We start from the raw sequence: 16439 nt of genomic DNA, 5'->3' as shown, positions 1-16439 counted from the left end.
GAAGAAATGGCAATTCCCGCATACATGTGGATCAAGGACGATGGCGGCGCCGATATCAAGGGCTCGGTCACGGTCAATGGCCGCGAAGGCAGCGTGGAGGTGGTCGCCTTCGATCACGCCGTCAGCATTCCGACGGATTCCAATACCGGCAAGCTGACTGGCACGCGCGTGCACAAGCCGGTGGTGTTTACCAAGGAAACCGATGCGTCGACACCGTACCTGTACAAGGCGGTTACCAGCGGCCAGACCCTGAAGTCGGTCGAGATCAAGTGGTACAAGATCGACGACGCCGGCAAGGAAAAGGAGTACTTCAACACCAAACTCGAGAACGTGAAGGTGGTCGGCGTCACGCCGAAGATGCTGGATATCAAGAACCCGGCCTTCGAGAAGCACAACCACCTCGAAGACATCGAGTTGCGCTACGAAAAGATTACCTGGTCGTACAAGGACGGCAACATCATCCACGCCGACAGCTGGAACGAGCGCTCGTAACACGCGCCCCGGCCGGCGTCCGCGCCGGCCTGCCATCTCGCGCGGACCCGGGACAGGGACCGCGCACTCCTCCCTTCACCCCGCGTCCCCCTTCTCCTCCATGACCGCCCGCGACCTCTCTGCGTTCCTGCGTCGTCTCAACGACCATTGCGCCCGTGCCCTGGCCGACGCCGCCAGCCTCTGCGAAACACGCGCCCACCGGGACATCGAGGTCGAACACTGGCTGATCAAGCTGCTGGAGCTGGGCGACGGCGATCTGCTGGCAATCCTGCGGCGCTATGAACTCGATGTGGACGGCATCTGGAACGGGCTGCTCGCCGCCATCGACCGCCTGCCGCATGACCTGCGGGGCAAGCCTGGCCTGTCGCAACGCCTCGGACAGTGGCTGGAGGCCGCATGGATGCGCGCATCGCTGGAAGCCGCGACGCCGGGAGAATCCACGTCAATCCGCTCCGCTCACCTGCTGGCCGCGCTGGCCGAAACGCCACACCTGCTGCGGGCGCCCGGCGCCTGGCCGCTGTTGAGCGTCTCCGCCGTCCAGATCGAGCGGTTGATGCACGAACTCGACAAGATCTCGACCGAGGCAGCCGCTCGCGGCGCCGGCGAGCCGGCCAGGCCGGATTGCGCCCCGCTGTCGTCAGTGCCAGTCACTCCCGCCGCGCCCGCCCCGACCCGGTCGATGCCCGGTCAGGCCGATGCATCGGCGCTGGCCCGCTTCACGACCGACGTTACCCAGAAGGCCCGCGACGGCAAGATCGATCCCGTCTTTGGCCGCGACGCCGAGATTCGCCAGATGGTCGACATCCTGGCGCGGCGGCGCAAGAACAACCCGATCCTGGTTGGCGAGCCTGGCGTGGGCAAGACGGCGCTGGTCGAAGGCCTTGCGCTCAACATCGCGCAAGGGAATGTCCCGGCGGTCATACAGAACGTCAGCGTGCTGACGCTGGACCTGGGCCTTCTGCAGGCCGGCGCCGGCGTCAAGGGCGAATTCGAACAGCGCCTCAGGAACGTGATCGAGGCCGTGCAGCAATCGCCAACGCCGGTGCTGCTTTTCATTGATGAGGCCCACACGCTGATCGGTGCGGGCAACACCGCGGGCGGCGCCGATGCCGCCAACCTGCTCAAGCCCGCCCTGGCGCGCGGCGAACTGCGCACGATCGCGGCGACGACGTGGTCCGAATACAAGCAGTACTTCGAACGCGACGCCGCGCTGGAGCGGCGCTTCCAGATGGTGAAGGTCGACGAGCCCGACGACGACGGCGCCTGCCTGATGCTGCGCGGCCTGAAGGAGCGGTATGCACAGCACCACGGCGTACACATCACCGATGCGGCCATCGCTGCCGCCGTGCGGCTGTCGCGCCGCTATCTGAGCGGACGCCAGTTGCCGGACAAGGCCGTCGATCTGCTCGACACCGCCGCTGCCCGCGTGCGCATGAGCCTGGAGGCCACGCCGGTCGCCATCTCCTCGCGCGAGGCGCAACGCGCGGCACTGGAGGTCGAGCGGACTGCCCTGCTGCACGACCAGGGGGCCATCGGCGCGGATGTCGGCAAACGACTGGCGGCCATCGATGCCCGGCTGGCTGCGCTCGCCATTGAGCTCGAACAGTTTGAACGCGCCTTTGCCGAACAGAAGGGGGCTGCCGAGACATTGATCGCGTTGCGTGCGCAATGGCAAGCCGCCGCCGACGAGTCGGCACGGCGGGATCTGACGCCATCGATCCAGGCCGCCCACGAGATGCTGACCAGGCACGGCCAGGCCGCGCTGATCCACGCGGAAGTGGACGAGACTGCCATTGCACAGGTGATTGCCGACTGGACAGGGGTTCCGGTCGACAGCCTGCTGTCCAGCGAGCTGGCCACGTTGCTGGCGCTGGAGGCGCGTTTGGGGCATATCGTGGTCGGCCAGGACGAGGCGCTGGCCGCGCTCAGCAAGAGCTTGCGGGCCGCCAAGGCGGGACTCAAATCCGAGGAGGCGCCGCTGGGCGTGTTCCTGCTGGTGGGGCCTTCGGGCGTGGGCAAGACCGAAACGGCACGCGCGTTGGCCGACCTGATGTTCGGCGGCGAGCGTTCGCTTGTCACCATCAACCTGTCCGAATACCAGGAAGCCCACACCGTCTCGCAGCTGAAGGGTTCGCCGCCGGGGTATGTCGGCTACGGGGAAGGTGGCGTCCTGACCGAAGCGGTCCGTCAGCGGCCCTACAGCGTCATCCTGCTTGACGAGGTCGAGAAGGCGCACCGCGACGTACTGAACTTGTTCTACCAGGTCTTCGATCGCGGTTTCATGCGCGACGGCGAAGGCCGGGTGATCGACTTCCGCAATACCGTCATCCTGATGACCTCGAATCTCGGCAGCGAGCAGATTCTGGCGGCCACGGACGCCGCCGTCACAGCTGGCGCCGAGCTCGCCACCGGCACGCTGATGGAGGCGATCCGCCCGATGCTGATCGACCACTTCCAGCCGGCACTGCTGGCACGCTTCCAGACCATTGTCTACCGCCCGCTGTCGGCCCACGCCATGGCAATGATCGTGCGGATGAAGCTCGGCAAGGTGGCTGAGCGCATCGCGCGCCGCTTTGGCGTGCCGCTGCGGTGCGGCGACACGCTGGTGGACGAACTGGTGCGAGCCTGCCTGCTGCCCGACTCAGGCGCCCGCAATATCGACACGCTGCTCGATCAGCAGATCCTGCCGGTACTGTCGCGTGAGCTGCTGGTGCGCATGTCAGGCCAGCAGGCACCGGCATCGATTCACCTGTCATTCTCCGAGGGCGATGGTATCGGCCTGGAGTTCGAGGAGCCGGCAACGGCAACCGGGGCCGGCGCGTGACACGGGGCGGGCCGGGCCTCTTTGAAGCGGTGACGGGATTCTTTGCGAATGGCGTGGCCGTACACGATTTCGATGCGCAGACGCAGACGTTCCTGTCCGTGCGGGACAATATCCAGCGCATCCTCAACAGCCGTCGCGGCAGCCTGGCGCATCTGCCGGATTATGGGCTTGGCGACCTGTCCAGGATCTACCGGCATCTGCCCGCGTCGGCGCACACGCTCAAGCGCGAAATAGAAACGACGCTGCTGCGCTATGAGCCGAGGCTGAAATCCATCGACATCGCGATCGAAGAAACCGAACCGGGCATGTTGCTCAGCTTTACCATGAGCTGTCAGCTGCATCAGGCCGGGCTGGTGCGATTCGGCACCCACTTCACGCCCGATGGGCAGACGCGCCTCAAGCTGCTGAAAGCCGAGCGTGACCGTGAGTGAGTGATCGAGCGAGCAATCGAGCGAGCCATGGCGGCCTGTCATGGAATCCTGGCCACGAGCATGACAGCCGTCAGAGGCAATCGCACCACGGCCGATGGCATCGTGCGGTTCCAGCCCAGCCCGGTTCCGGTTCCGGTTCCTGTTACGGTTCCCTCAACCCGATCAACGACTCACCTCCCCCCGCCCGCGGTCGCCGATGGCAACTCCCCAAAAAACGCCCGATACTGCGCAGCGAACCGCGGCAGATGATTAAACCCCCACCGTGCCGCCACCACGCCCACCGGCTCCTGCGCCTGCCGTCCACCCAACGCCTGCCTCACCCCATTCATCCGCAAAGCCCGAACAAACTCCAGCGGCGCCAACCCGGTGACTTCATTGAAGCTGTATTGCAGCGTGCGCCTTGAAACCCCAAGCCGTTCACACAGAACCAGAACACTCCAGGGCGCCTCGGGCGCAGCGCGCACCATCTCATACGCCTGTGCGACCAGCCGCCGCCGCGCAGGCGGCGTAGGCAGCAGGACATCCCCGATGTCATGCGTCAGGGTGGACACCACCGCCATCAGCAACGCATCGCGCATGGCGCTCTCGACAAAGCGCTGGTTGAATACTTCGCTCTGCATGGCTGACGCAGCCAGCACCGCCAGCATCGCCGCCCGGAAATCCTCGGACGCGGCGCGCCGCACCTCCGTGGCCGGCTGCAAGCGCGCGATCAGCTCCGGAACCCCCTCGCGCTCCATCACGCGTTGCAGCGCGGGCAGCGGCAACGTCACGCCGAGCAGGTCCAGCGATGGCGGGGTGCGCATGGCCAGCGGCTGGCCGTTGCCGGCGCGCAGCACGGTGTCGCCGCTCATCCGGTAGCCGGAGAACCAGCCATCGGCACACTCGCGGTGGGGCAAGGCGATGGAAAGATAGCCGCGCCGTGCTTCGCCCTCCTCCAGCAACGCCTGGTTGGTGCGTTCACGGAAGACGTGGACGTCGCCATAGGTAGCCTGCTGCACTTGCGCAAGAAAATGCCCGGGCGTGAGTTGCTGGTAGCGCTGCTGCCAGCCGTCCAGGCCCGCTGCCGCCATGGCGGCCTCGGTGGCAACCAGGTGGCGTACCGGGCGCCCGCTGGCGCCTGTGTCGAGGGACTCGGTGTTTCTGTGCATCGGTGGCGGCCTGTTGGGGCGATTGACACCATCGGCGGCGGGTGGGCGTGGCCCGGCGCGCCAGGGCTCTTGTGCAGGCACTGCGCGATGATTGTATCGCCAGGCCAGGCAAGCGTCGATGCGCGGCGCAGCAGGTCCGGCGGCGCCTGGGTGAGCGTCCTTGCATTTGTTGACAGTAGCCGACGCGGCCTCGCCATAGAATGCTGCGCTATTCATGGCAGGCTGAGATATGGGATCGCGATCCGAACGGTACAGGTTGCTGGGCTACGTTGCGCTTTGCATGGTGGCGTTCGCGCTCGTCACCGTGCTGTGCGTGACGCTGCAGGACGGCAACGAGCAGCGCGCGGCGCGCAAGATCCGCCAGATGGACAGCCGCGCCACGGCCACCGTCACCACCGCAGGCCAGGCTGGGCTACCAGCGGTCACGCGCGCATCGCGCTGAGCGCCCGCGAGCGGATCAGCAGGGCAGGAAGATCGTGAAGGTGGCGCCGGCACCCGCGGCGCTGGTCAGCTTGATCTCTCCGCCGTGACGCTCCACCACGGTCTTGACGAACACCAGCCCCAACCCGCTGCCGGCGGGCGCATCCTGCTCGGTGTCGCGCAGCCGCGCGAAGGGCTGGAACAGGCGGCCCTGGTCTTGCTCGGCGATGCCCCGGCCCTGGTCCGCCACATCGATCGCCAGCCCCTGCGGCACGCGATACAGGCGTACCGTCACGGTCGTTTGGGGCGGACTGAACTTGATGGCATTGCTCACCAGGTTGGCAATCGCCCGCACCAGCAGCACCGGCTCGGCCAGCAGCTGCGACTGCTCCTCTTCCACGTCGACTTCCACCTTCAGTTCGATCCGTGCGGCGCTGGCCAGCGCCCATAGCTCGTCGGTGGCGTCCAGCACCACGCCGGCCAGGTCGACCTCGATGAAGTTGAGGTGCGTCGCTTCCGCACGGGCCAGCCGGATAAAGTCGTCCGCGAGTTCCAGCGTGCGGTTGGCGTGCTCGCCGATGCGGGCCAGCAGGGTTGCCTCGGGCAGCGCCCGGCCAGGCTCGTTCTGCAGGTCGATCAGGGCAAGGATGGAGGACTGCGGGGACCGCATGTCGTGCGAGATGAAGCGCAGGGACTCCTCGCGGCGCCGCTCGGCCATGCGCACCTGGGTGATATCGATGACGCTGACGATCAGGCCGGCGACACCGCCGGTGTCGCTGCGCAGCGGCGCGCCGCGCAGCAGCATCGGGTGTTCGTCGCGCGCTTCCAGCTCCACCCCGGGCGGCGCCTGCACCGGGTGCGCGGCGTCGGCCTCGACATAGACGCTGCGCAACTGGTCCCAGTAGTCCAGCCCGGCCTTGGGCTGGACGAATACCTCGTTGATCAGTTCGCGAATGCCGGGGCGCGGTGCGTTCATGTCGCCCAGCGGCCCGAGCGTGCGCGGCGCCAGCAGCAGGCCACGCCGGTTGGCAAGCAGCACGCGGCCACCGCGATCGCAGATCACGGTGGCTTCGGGCAGGCCTTCGAGCCCGTCCGCCAGGAATTGCCGCATGTCCCGCAGACGCGTGGTCATGCGGTAGACCGCACGCATGCGGGTATCGAGGTTGCGGCCCGATTTGCTGCCCGATTTGCTGCCCACCTCGCCCTCGCCGGCGGGCATGGCCAGCAGGCCAGGCTCTTGCTCGAGCTGTGCAAGCTCGTCGGTGAGGAACTGCAGCGCCGCTTCCTGGCGCCGCCAGCTCCACAGCGGGTAGAGCAGGCTGCAACCCAGCACGGCGCTGGCCGGCGCGAACCAGAAGTGGCCTAATACGACCAGCAGCAGGCTGGCGGCCAGCGTGCCGGCCAGCAGCACTACCGTGACCAGCAGCGCGTTGCGCGGCGTCAGCGTCAGCGAGGCCAGGCTCGCCAGCAACACTGGCAACAACGTGCACAGCCAGAACCAGGGCGCCGGCAGGGTGACGATGGCCGTGTCGCGCTGCAGCGTCTGCATGGCGTTGGCGATGATTTCCACGCCGCTCATGCCGTGGCCGTTGCGCGATACCGGCGTGGGGAACACGTCGCCCAGCCCGCTCGCCGTGGCGCCTACCAGCACGGACTTGCCGCGGAAGAAGTCGCGCGGCAACGTTCCACCCAGCACATCGAGTACCGAGACCTGCCGGAACGTCCCCGGCGGCCCGGCAAACGGAATGCGCAGCCGGTAGTCCCGGGTCCAGCCATCGGCGCCGCGGTCATCCTCGGGGCCGTCGTGACGGTAGGCGGGCACCGGCCGCGGCGGCTTGCCGAAGCCGACCATCGCGGCCGAGAAATGATTGAGCTGGCGGCCCGGCAGCCCTTCCTGCAGGAACACCTGGCGGGCAATGCCGTCGAGATCCACCGCGATATTGATGTGCCCCACCTCGCTGCCCAGGCCCGTCAGCGGATAGCGCACCAGCAAGCCGTCACGCCCCGCTTCGGCCAGCGCGGGCAGCACGACGTTGCCGGCGCGCGCCATGCTGCCTGCCAGCGCGCGGTCGTCCTCGGGATGCAAGGCGTCCGGCTCGGAGAGAATCACGTCGACCCCGATCACGCGAGGCGCGTCGGCGGCAATGCGGTCGATCAGGTCGGCCAGCACCCAGCGGCGCCAGGGCCAGCGGCCAATGGCGGAGATGCTGGGGTCGTCGATGGCGACGATCACGATCTCGTCGCCGGGCGCGTGATGCTGGGCCGCGACCGACAGGTCGTAGACCGCCTTGTCGGCGCGTTCGCTCCAACCCAGCACGGCGCACGCCGCCACCAGCGCCAGCACGGCGGCCGTCAACAGGCTCCATTCAACCAGCGTGCGGCGCTGGTAGCCGGCCATCATGCGTGCGGGCACCCGGCCCAGTGCGCGCGCGGCGAGTTGCGCCAGGCTAGTTGGCACGATTGAGCCAGCGTGAGCCGGCGCTCACGGGCTGGCCCTGCGAATCGCGCACGTACTGCACCACCTCGATACGCTGGGGCGCTGAGAAATGCGGCGCGCGGCCCGGATCCTGGCGAGCCACCCGCACAAAATACGTGCCGCTGCCGGGCCGCGGCAGGCGGGCCGCATTGGTCTCGGTGCTGACGTCGGCGACGATCTGCGTAAAGGGGGCGTCGGATGCCATCTGCACGCGGTAGGCTTGCGCCGCGCCATTAGCGCTGGCTCCGCCGGCGGCCGGCCATGCGAGCCGCAAGGCGTCGCCGCCATCGTCTTCCAGGCGCGGCTGCGGCGGCGACGGCTCCAGCGCGAACTCCACCGGCTCGCTCCAGGGGCCAGGCTGCCCGCCTGCATCGACCGAGCGCACACGCCACCACCAGCGCCCGGGCGCAAGCGCCTGGCTGGCCGAAGGCACCGTGCCGCGCGCCTGCAGGAGGCCTTGCGTGAAGTCCGCATTGGCCGCCACTTCGAATTCATATTGCGCCGCGTCGGCGACTTCGGCCCAGGTAAACATCGGCGTCTCGCCGTAGGCGGCGCCATCGCGCTCGGGCGCCAGCGTAAAAGGCGCGGGCGGATTCAGGCGCACCACGAACGGCATCACCGCGCCCGCGCCGCCAAGGTGCCGGGCATCGAGCGCGCTCACGCCCACGTAGAGCTCACCCTCGGGCAGGTCCTGGAGCGCAGCCTGCGTGCCCTCCACGGCCTGGGAGGACAGCAACTCCGTCTGGGCGGCATCGCGCGAGACCACCACGCGGTAGCTGGCGGCGCGCGCAACCGGCCCCCAGCGCACGGTGGCATGGCTTGCCAGCAGCGGCTGGGGCAGCGGCATCAGCGCCGGCGCCGGCAGCAGTGCGGCGGGCCGCGCCAGGGTGCCCGCGGCCGATGCGCTGACGCCGTAGCCGGCATTCACTACCGCTTGCTGGCCGCCGCGCGCGCGGGCCTGCACCTGGCCTTCGAGCACGGCGCTCTGGCTGGCGCCGTCCTCAGTGCCCACGCGAAAGCGCGTGCCGCGCACGCCGGTCACCAGCGACGGGGTACGGATCTCGAACCGCCCCACGCCGGTGCCGCGCGGCGCCACGCGGGACTCCACCTCGCCCTGGCCGATACCGATCACGGCGTCGGTCAGGCCCGTGCGGGCGAACGCGCGCAGCCGCTTGACTTCCACGGCTGTCGCCGGCGGCAACGTCACGCGTGAGCCGTCACCCAGTTCCATGGTGACGGTGCCGCCGGCGCCGGTCTCGATGCGGGCGCCTTCGCGCAACGCCATGCCAGCCTGCAACGTGCGGCCATCGGCGCTCGCCGGGCCCGTTACGAAGACCACGCGGGCGGTGCCGTCGGTCACCGGGATGCGCGCCAGCGGGATGCGCAGGCGCATGCCGGGCGGCAGCCGGTAAGGATCGGCCACCTTGTTCAATGCCTGCAGTTCGCGCCAGCCGGCGGGGTTGACCATGAAGCGGTCCGCCACGCCAATCAGCGTGTCGCCCGGACGCACCTGGTAGATAAAGTTGGCGCCCTCGGCGCCTGCAGCCTGCGCCGCGGCGCTGGCGGACCATACGGCACCAAGCACGCCAACCAATCCGGCCATGCCGAGCGCGCCCATCGTGCATGCCGCGCGCGAGTGCCCTGCCATGCCTGCATTCCTGCCTGCTGCCATATCGAACCGCTTCATAAACTCAGTCTTCCTGCTTGTCCTGCATACCCTGTTGATCCTGCGAATGCTGTGAATCCTGCAGGCCCTGGTTATCCCCGTCGCCCGCGGCTTCGAAGCGGTAACCGTGGGCATACACGGAAGTCAGGCGCACACCGTTCTCGGGCCGCAATGCCAGCTTGATCCGCAGCCGCGAGATATGGGTATCGAGCGTGCGCGAGCCGACACCGATCGCGCGGCCCCACACGGCTTGCTCGACCACCTCGCGCGACACCAGGCGCCCCAGGTTGCGGAACAGGAACAACGCCAGGTCGAACTCGCGCGGCGACACGTCCACCCGGCTCCCGCCACAGGTCACGGTGCGCGCCTGCGGATCGACAGCGTAGTTGCCCACCCGGATCAGCGCGCTGTCCTGCTGCGCCTGCGGATACGTGCGGCGCAGCAACGCGGATACGCGCGCCACCAGCTCGGCGCGGCGGATCGGCTTGATCATGTAGTCGTCGGCGCCCGCGCCCAGCCCGACGACGATGTCCTCTTCCTGCGAGCGGCTGGTCAGGAACAGGATGGGGGGATTGCGCCCGGAGTTCTGGCGCACCCAGGTCACCACCTCAAGGCCGCTGGTATCGGGCAGTTGCCAGTCCACCACCAGCAGGTCGAACGCTTGCTCGCGCAGGGCCCGCAGGAACGTGCTGCCACTGGCGAAGCACTCGCACTCATGGCCGGCCGAGACCAGGATCTGCTGGATCAGCTCGGACTGGCTCTTGTCGTCTTCCACCGAAGCGATTCTCATACTTACCTCATGCTTGCCACGTCTTCTCTTCCAGATGCCACCGCGCGCTTCCTGCGCCGCCGCAAAGGCAACGCGAAATACCCGGGCAGGCCGGGCGCCAGGTACGCAAAAGGGGAATGGTACAGAATCCGGCGTCGCCGCGCCAAGGACGGCGCGGGAGGGTATTGCAGCGCGCCGGCAAGAAAGCCGGCGCGCGCGCCGTTACTGCAGCATGTAGGTTTCGTACTCGAGGCGGTCCAGCTTGCGGTCGAGCAGGTAGATCGCCAGGGCCACCACCATCAGCAATGATACCGCGAAGCCGTAGCCATACCAGGCCGGTCCCAGTTGCAGGGTCACGGCGGTGAACGCCAGGTTGAGGATCACAAACAAGCCGCTGAGCAGCAGCACTTCCCGCCGGCGGTCGAGGTAGAAGTAGATATTGAGCACCCCGAGCAGCACCACCTGCAGGCTGGCGCCGATCACGTCCACGTACAGCAGCGGCAGGTAGAGCTCTGAGATGCCGAGCGCCGCCAGCACGAACCTGCCCACGACAAACAGCACCAGCGCCGCAATGGCCTGCACCTTGACGATCTCGTACAGTCCCAGCCGGATCGTCTGCACCATGGTGTTGCGCATATCCTCGATATGCTCGAGCGAGCTGCCGCCGCGCACCGCGTTGTAGAAGGCGTCGTAATACTCGACGAAATCGGTCTCGATGCGCACCAGGAACACCGCCATGCCCGGGATGATCGCCAGGTAGGCCAGGAACACCGGGATGTCGTAGATGATCGACGCGTGCAGCGGCCCGATGACTTGCTGCCCCGTGGACGGCGAGTACCAGAACATGAACTTGTCGAGCCAGATGCCAAGGTTGTAAAGCAGCCCGATCAGCATCAGGCTCGGGTAGGCATAGCGCCGCTGGAACACCTCGAACGACATGAACCGCTGGCTGGTGTAGTTGCGGTAGATCAGCACCACCATGGCGCTCAGCAAGCTCAGCTGGCCGGCGACAAACCCCAGCAGCAGGCCCTCCACGCCATAGCTGCGCAACGCCAGCGCCGCCACCACGGTCAGCGTATAGCCCAGCAGGAAGGTCCAGACGATGGCCTTGTACTGCTTCATGCCCGTGAGGAAAATCACCGCAATCCAGATGTTGCTCATGACCACGAAGCCCGCGGTCATCAGCAACCGGTACAGCACCGACTGCTCCGGGAACGCAAACAGCGCGCAGCCGATGCCGATGGCGCCCGACAGCACCGTGACCAGCATGGCCACCGCGTGATAGTTCGACAGCACCAGGCTATCGCGCTTCTCGAACAGGCGGTCCGACGTAAAGCGGGTAAAAGCCAGCTGCATCGGCCCGGTCAGGATCAGGCTGACCGCAATCAGGTAGGTCACCGAGACCTGGAACTGCGTCACCAGGCTGCCCGGCACCACGAACGGCAGGCTGAGCACGCCGATCAGCAAGATGCCGACGATCGACAGGACCCACGGCCCGGAGCTGATGATGCCCGCATAGGCGTACGCGCCGAGCATGCCCGACAGGTTGTCCCGCCGCAGCATCTTGCGAAGTTCGAATCCAATCCCCGCCATCTCAGCGACCTCCCTTCATGGGACAGCCAGCGGCCTGCGCCGCCTTGGCGGGGGATCCGCCGGCGGACGATTCCACCCGTGGCTGCGCCATCAGGCGCGTGTACAGCTCACGGTAGCTGCCCACCATCATCTCCTGCGTGTAATACCGCTCCACGCGCCGGATGCCGGCCTGCTGCGCGGCATGCCATGCGTCGGGCGAGCCCAGCAGGCCGATCGCCTTGCCGGCCAGCGCGGCCGGGTCGGCGATGCGCACCACGTCGCCCGCCGCGCCTAGCGCCGCATCCTCGCCGGGCAGGCCGAAGATCAGTTGCCGGCATGAGCCAACATCGGTGGTCACGCATGGCACGCCGGCGGCAAAGCCTTCCAGCACTACCAGCGGCAACGCCTCGCTGATGGAGCTGAGCACCAGCACGCCGACCTTGGGCAGCAGTTCATCAATGCGCTGGAAGCCCAGGAACTTCACCTTGTCGGCCAGGCCCAGGCTTTCGGCCAGGCTGCGGCATTCGCGCGCGTATTCCGGATCTTCGTCTTCCGGGCCGGCGATCCAGCCCTGGGCATCGGGATATTGCCGCACCACGGTCAGCATGGCGCGGATAAACGTCTTGATATCCTTGATCGGCACCACGCGGCCGATCAGGCACAGCACCGGGGGCACGCCGGGTGCGCGCTGCGCACGCAGCGCGGCCAGCCGCGGCAGATTGATGCCGTTGGGAATATTGCGGGTCCGCTCAGCGCGGGCGCCATCCGTGACCTGGCGCAGGCGGTTGCCTTCGTAGAGCGCGACGATGGTGTCGCCGGCGTCGTAGCAGACGCGGCCCAGCGTCTCAAAGAAGCGCACCCACAGCTCGCGGAAATAGCTGATCTGCGAGATGTCGCGCTCGAACACGTTGCGGTTGTCGCGTATCCACTGGCTCTGGAACAGGTCGATCTTGCGTTCCTTGGTATAGATGCCGTGCTCGGACACCAGCAAGGGGCGTCCCGTGCGGTAGTGCAGCATGGCGCCGAGGAAGCCGGCATAGCCGGTGGACACCGTGTGGTAGACCTTGGCCGGGATCAGCCCTTCGGCAATGCGCGCGAGCTGCCACAGGGGCTTGTGCATGATGCGCACGGTCCAGAAGTAGTCGGTGAAGGACGGGTCCGTGCAGTACTGGCGATACTGCTCGGTGATGGTCCGCCACGCGTTGCGGCTGTAGAGGAACGCATCTTCCGACAGGCTGCCGCCATCGGTCAGCTCGGGCATCAGCTCGCGGATCAGCTCGCCGGCTTCCTGCTCTCGGCCTGGCTGGCGCAGCGCCTCGTGCAACTGCGCCGAGGCGGCGAAGGTGACGGGGTCGCCGTCGCTGCCATGCACCAACGGAGGCGGCGGGAAATCGTAGAGAAAATGCGTTTCCAGGTGCACGACGTTGTCGGGCAGCGCGTAGACCATGTCGCCGTAATCCTCGCGGCGGCTGCCGATGAAGACGATGGCGAAGCGGACGTCCGGAAACGCCCGGATCATCTGGTTGACCCAGCTCGACACCCCGCCGCTCACATACGGAAAGGTGCCCTCCAGCAGCAGGGCCACATCGGCCGAGTCGGCGCGGGGCAAAGAGGTATCGCTCATGATTGCCAGTAACGCAGCAGGGGCCGTACCAGTGGCAGCGGCGATGGGCTGTCGAATGACAGCAAGATGGCGCGCACGGCGGCGTAGTCGCGCTCCAGATAGGCGGCTTCGGCCAGCAGCGGCAGCGTGCGCTCGCGCGCAAAGCCAAGCGCCTCGGCCCGCTGCAGCCACCCGCGCGCTTGCGCGGGCTCCTCGCGGGTCAGGGCCAGGCGGCCACGCATGTACCACAAGCCAGCCTGGTCGGAATCGAACTCCAGCGCGGCGCGCGCGTGGCGCTCCACCTGGTCCGCGGTGTAGCGATAGACGTCGCCTTGCACCAGGTTCTGGTAGATCAGCTCCCAGTACAGGTCGGCCAGGCGCTTGTTGATCTCGCCGCGCTCGCGATCGTCCTGCGCAGCTTCCAGTCGCGGCAGCTCGGCAAGGATTTTCTGCGTCAGTTGCTTCTCCGCGCCGTCCAGCATGCCGTAGGCCAGCAGGCGCACGTCATCAGCACTGTCGGCCAGCAGGTCGCGCAGCACCGGGCCCGAGGCGCGCGCCGGCATCGACTGCATGGCCACCAGCGCGGTCATGCGCTCGGGCAACGGCGCGCGCGTGTTGCCCAACTGGGCGCGCAAGCGCGCGCCGCCGCCGTGGGTCACGCGCGAGATCAGGTGGGTGACGAACACCGGCAGCCCGACCAGGCCAATACCGGCCGTGGGACGGCGTCCCGGGAAGAAGCGCGCGATCAGCAGGCTGCCGACGCAGATCATGCCGCCGGCCAGCGGCACCAGGAAGCAGAATACAAAGAGGTAGCCATAGCTCCACGCGAACGGCACGCGAAAACGCCGGGGCAGCAAGCGCCACAGCACCATCGCGATCATCGCCGCGGCGAGCCCCTGCATCAACAGGAAAGTCAGCAGCAACGCGGTGCTGGTACCGGCGCGAGCCAGCAGCGCCAGGGCGGCGATTTGCGCGGCGATGCCGCCGATGCCGAGCTTACCCACGGCCAACCTCGCCTAGTGCCACCGGCACCGGTACCGGCGCTGGCTGAACATCCACATGGCAACGATGCAGCAGGCGGATCAGCGGCTCGACCGGCGCGCTGGCGGGCACGGCCAGCGTATGCACGCCGATGCGCGCCGCTTCGAAATCGGTGCCGAACTGGGCCCGCAGCATGTCTTCAATGCGCACCAGGTAGGCCGACGCCGCCTCGTTGCCCGACAGCGGCATCAAGGTGAGCAGGGCCCGCTGGTGCGCGCTGGTCAGCGGCCAGGCCACGTCGAGCGCGCGGCGGCTGCGGATGACCTGGTTGAACAGTGCGTCGCGCGATTCGTCGAGATCGAACACCAGCGCCACGATCGTGCTGTCGATGCCAGTGTCGCGGCGCAGGCGCGACAGGCGGGCGTAGTCCAGCGCGAATTCATACGGGCAGCCGGGAATCGCGGCCGCGATGGCGCGCGTGGACGCGGCGTGCTCGATGCCATCGGCGTAATAGCCCATCAGCACCATCAGCAACTGGAGGTTCTCGTAGCTGAGCGACAGGAACGGCATGCGCTCGACCACCAGCAGGCCCACCAGCTTGTCGGCCCCGGACAGCACCGGTGCCACCGCCACATAGCGGGTCTGCGGATGGTCCGGCGACTGGCGCGACAACCCATCGGCCTGCAGGTGCGCCAGCTGGCGCGTCTCCAGGCAGTGGCGCACCAGCACATCGTCGGGATCGAACTCGAATGCCGGGCCGATCTGCGCCGACGCCGTGGCGGATACCGTCTCGCCATCGACCGCGTAGAGCGCGGCGGCTTCAAGCTGGCACGCCTGCGCCACCACTTGCAGCATGGGGCGCGCGCCAACCAGCACGCCACCCTGTGCCGCATCTTCCAGCGTCACCGCGCGCATCTGCGACAGCGTGTCGCGCAGCGTGGTGGGCTTGGCCAGCAGGTCGTTCTCCAGCCGCGCATGGGACACGCGCAGCAGGTAGTGGTTCTTGGTCAGGGCCGCAAGGCGCTCTTCGAGGTAGCGGTTGACGGCGCGCGCGCGCGCCAGCCTTGTGCCCCAGACATCGCCGAACTGCCCGGCAACCAGCACCATGAGCAGCCCACCCAGGAAGAACAGGCGCGGGAACGCACCCGGCTGGGCACCGATCTGGTGGAAGAAGAACCAGCCGCCCAGCATCATCAGCACGCTGCCCACGCCAATCAGCGTGCCGTAGCGCAGCGCCAGGATGACCGGCAGCAGCCATGCCCAGGGAAAGCCCAGTCCCAGCAGCAGGGGGTTGTTGGGCAGGAGCAGGTATCCCAGCCCCATCGCCAGCGCCATCGTCACCACCAGCTCGACCGCAGAGACCGGTCCGCTCGTGGCGGGCGCGAGCAACCGCAAATAGCGGCCGCCCGCGCCAATGCCCTGTCCTTCCCGTATCTTGTCGGCTGTATTGGCCACGATCATGCTCTCCCGCGGTTCAACCCTGGCGCAGCGGCGCCAGCAGGCGGCGCAGCAACTTTTGCGCGGTGCCCGACAGCGACTCGCGGCTCCAGCCACTGTCGCTGCCGGTGGCGGACCAGACGGCTTCGCCCGTGCTCACGTCCAGCAGTTTCAGCGAGATGCCCACGGCGGGCTCGCCATCCACGCCCACCTTGTAGCGCCATTCCTGCACCGCGCCGGTGAGGGCGTAGCGCATCTTCTGGGTACGTGCCCACTCAAGCGCCTTGCCCACCGACTCGCGCTCGGCCGGCTCGAACAGCGTTTCCGGGTTCAGGTTGGCGGGATAGCGCTTGACGTTGGCAATGCCGCCTGTCTTCAGCAGGCTTTCCGCGATCGCCTCGGCGCGCAAGCCTGCTTGCGGCGTCTCGGTGTAGTTGACGATCGGTAAAATCGCCACCGACTCACCGGCCGGCAGCGCGGGGGCGCGACCAATATCGGTCACCGCGCATCCGGCCAGCCACAGCGCTGCGCCCAGCGCACCGCACCAGCCCAGCAGTCGTGCTGCGCGGTTCTGCTTCGTGCTAGTTGTTTTCATGACTCTCTCCCCTTCTCGATTGCAT

Annotated in this window: 13 protein-coding genes; 4 read left to right on the top strand and 9 right to left on the bottom strand. The window is 67.6% G+C overall.

The genetic code is table 11. From position 1 onward, the window contains the following. Positions 1-6: 6 nt before the first annotated feature. From AC1RWI_RS16365 to tssE, 3 genes are all read left to right on the top strand, one after another. A complete protein-coding gene (locus AC1RWI_RS16365) occupies positions 7-492 on the top strand; it encodes an Hcp family type VI secretion system effector (RefSeq protein ID WP_043353024.1) in 486 nt (161 codons plus the stop codon). Positions 493-592: 100 nt separating this feature from the next. Next, positions 593-3316, top strand: coding sequence for a type VI secretion system ATPase TssH (gene tssH, locus AC1RWI_RS16360; RefSeq protein ID WP_492867476.1), 2724 nt, complete (start codon positions 593-595; stop codon positions 3314-3316). Next, positions 3313-3747, top strand: a complete 435-nt coding sequence (gene tssE, locus AC1RWI_RS16355; RefSeq protein WP_492867474.1) for a type VI secretion system baseplate subunit TssE — start codon at positions 3313-3315, stop codon at positions 3745-3747. Before tssH ends, tssE begins: the two co-directional genes overlap by 4 nt. A 170-nt stretch (positions 3748-3917) precedes the next feature. On the opposite strand, the gene AC1RWI_RS16350 is transcribed toward tssE, so the two are convergent. Continuing rightward, the gene (locus AC1RWI_RS16350; RefSeq protein WP_492867472.1) at positions 3918-4895 is read right to left on the bottom strand and encodes a helix-turn-helix domain-containing protein; all 978 of its coding nucleotides are present in this window, start codon (positions 4893-4895) and stop codon (positions 3918-3920) included. Positions 4896-5124: 229 nt separating this feature from the next. Here AC1RWI_RS16350 and AC1RWI_RS16345 point away from each other — a divergent pair, with 229 nt between their 5' ends. Next, positions 5125-5337 carry a hypothetical protein gene (locus AC1RWI_RS16345; RefSeq protein WP_236702151.1) on the top strand — a complete coding sequence of 71 codons (213 nt, stop codon included), beginning with the start codon at positions 5125-5127 and terminating at the stop codon, positions 5335-5337. 15 nt (positions 5338-5352) lie between these two features. Here AC1RWI_RS16345 and AC1RWI_RS16340 read toward each other — a convergent pair whose 3' ends face one another. The 8 genes from AC1RWI_RS16340 to AC1RWI_RS16305 all read right to left on the bottom strand — a co-directional run bounded on the left by AC1RWI_RS16340 (position 5353) and on the right by AC1RWI_RS16305 (position 16414). Continuing rightward, positions 5353-7716 carry a CHASE2 domain-containing protein gene (locus AC1RWI_RS16340; RefSeq protein WP_492867506.1) on the bottom strand — a complete coding sequence of 788 codons (2364 nt, stop codon included), beginning with the start codon at positions 7714-7716 and terminating at the stop codon, positions 5353-5355. A 46-nt stretch (positions 7717-7762) separates the two neighbouring features. Further along, positions 7763-9439: a FecR domain-containing protein gene (locus tag AC1RWI_RS16335; protein WP_492867470.1), complete on the bottom strand. Its 1677-nt coding sequence runs from the start codon at positions 9437-9439 to the stop codon at positions 7763-7765. Between the two features lie 43 nt (positions 9440-9482). Continuing rightward, on the bottom strand, positions 9483-10247 hold the full coding sequence (locus AC1RWI_RS16330) for a response regulator transcription factor (RefSeq protein ID WP_492867468.1): 765 nt from the start codon (positions 10245-10247) through the stop codon (positions 9483-9485). Positions 10248-10448: 201 nt separating this feature from the next. Beyond that, positions 10449-11819: an exopolysaccharide Pel transporter PelG gene (pelG, locus tag AC1RWI_RS16325; protein WP_492867466.1), complete on the bottom strand. Its 1371-nt coding sequence runs from the start codon at positions 11817-11819 to the stop codon at positions 10449-10451. Between the two features lies 1 nt (position 11820). After that, complete coding sequence (pelF, locus tag AC1RWI_RS16320) at positions 11821-13422, bottom strand: GT4 family glycosyltransferase PelF (protein ID WP_492867464.1); 1602 nt, start codon at positions 13420-13422, stop codon at positions 11821-11823. Beyond that, positions 13419-14405: a tetratricopeptide repeat protein gene (locus AC1RWI_RS16315; protein WP_043357583.1), complete on the bottom strand. Its 987-nt coding sequence runs from the start codon at positions 14403-14405 to the stop codon at positions 13419-13421. The genes pelF and AC1RWI_RS16315 overlap by 4 nt, the downstream gene beginning before the upstream one ends. After that, on the bottom strand, positions 14398-15843 hold the full coding sequence (locus AC1RWI_RS16310; RefSeq protein ID WP_043353008.1) for a PelD GGDEF domain-containing protein: 1446 nt from the start codon (positions 15841-15843) through the stop codon (positions 14398-14400). Before AC1RWI_RS16310 ends, AC1RWI_RS16315 begins: the two co-directional genes overlap by 8 nt. Before the next feature lie 13 nt (positions 15844-15856). After that, positions 15857-16414: a transporter gene (locus AC1RWI_RS16305; RefSeq protein WP_043353005.1), complete on the bottom strand. Its 558-nt coding sequence runs from the start codon at positions 16412-16414 to the stop codon at positions 15857-15859. Between the last annotated feature and the right edge of the window lie 25 nt (positions 16415-16439).

The organism is Cupriavidus sp. MPR-AND1C, from assembly GCF_058809705.1.
The sequence above is the reverse complement of the archived record's forward strand: the minus strand, read 5'-3'. Positions and strand labels throughout refer to the sequence as shown.

Coding starts and splice junctions, on each gene's coding strand:
- AC1RWI_RS16340 (WP_492867506.1), bottom strand. CDS start 7,716: ATGATGGCCGGCTACCAGCGCCGCACGCTGGTTGAATGGAGCCTGTTG.
- AC1RWI_RS16365 (WP_043353024.1), top strand. CDS start 7: ATGGCAATTCCCGCATACATGTGGATCAAGGACGATGGCGGCGCCGAT.
- AC1RWI_RS16335 (WP_492867470.1), bottom strand. CDS start 9,439: ATGGCAGGGCACTCGCGCGCGGCATGCACGATGGGCGCGCTCGGCATG.
- AC1RWI_RS16330 (WP_492867468.1), bottom strand. CDS start 10,247: ATGAGAATCGCTTCGGTGGAAGACGACAAGAGCCAGTCCGAGCTGATC.
- pelG (WP_492867466.1), bottom strand. CDS start 11,819: ATGGCGGGGATTGGATTCGAACTTCGCAAGATGCTGCGGCGGGACAAC.
- AC1RWI_RS16305 (WP_043353005.1), bottom strand. CDS start 16,414: ATGAAAACAACTAGCACGAAGCAGAACCGCGCAGCACGACTGCTGGGC.
- pelF (WP_492867464.1), bottom strand. CDS start 13,422: ATGAGCGATACCTCTTTGCCCCGCGCCGACTCGGCCGATGTGGCCCTG.
- tssH (WP_492867476.1), top strand. CDS start 593: ATGACCGCCCGCGACCTCTCTGCGTTCCTGCGTCGTCTCAACGACCAT.
- AC1RWI_RS16345 (WP_236702151.1), top strand. CDS start 5,125: ATGGGATCGCGATCCGAACGGTACAGGTTGCTGGGCTACGTTGCGCTT.
- AC1RWI_RS16350 (WP_492867472.1), bottom strand. CDS start 4,895: ATGCACAGAAACACCGAGTCCCTCGACACAGGCGCCAGCGGGCGCCCG.
- AC1RWI_RS16310 (WP_043353008.1), bottom strand. CDS start 15,843: ATGATCGTGGCCAATACAGCCGACAAGATACGGGAAGGACAGGGCATT.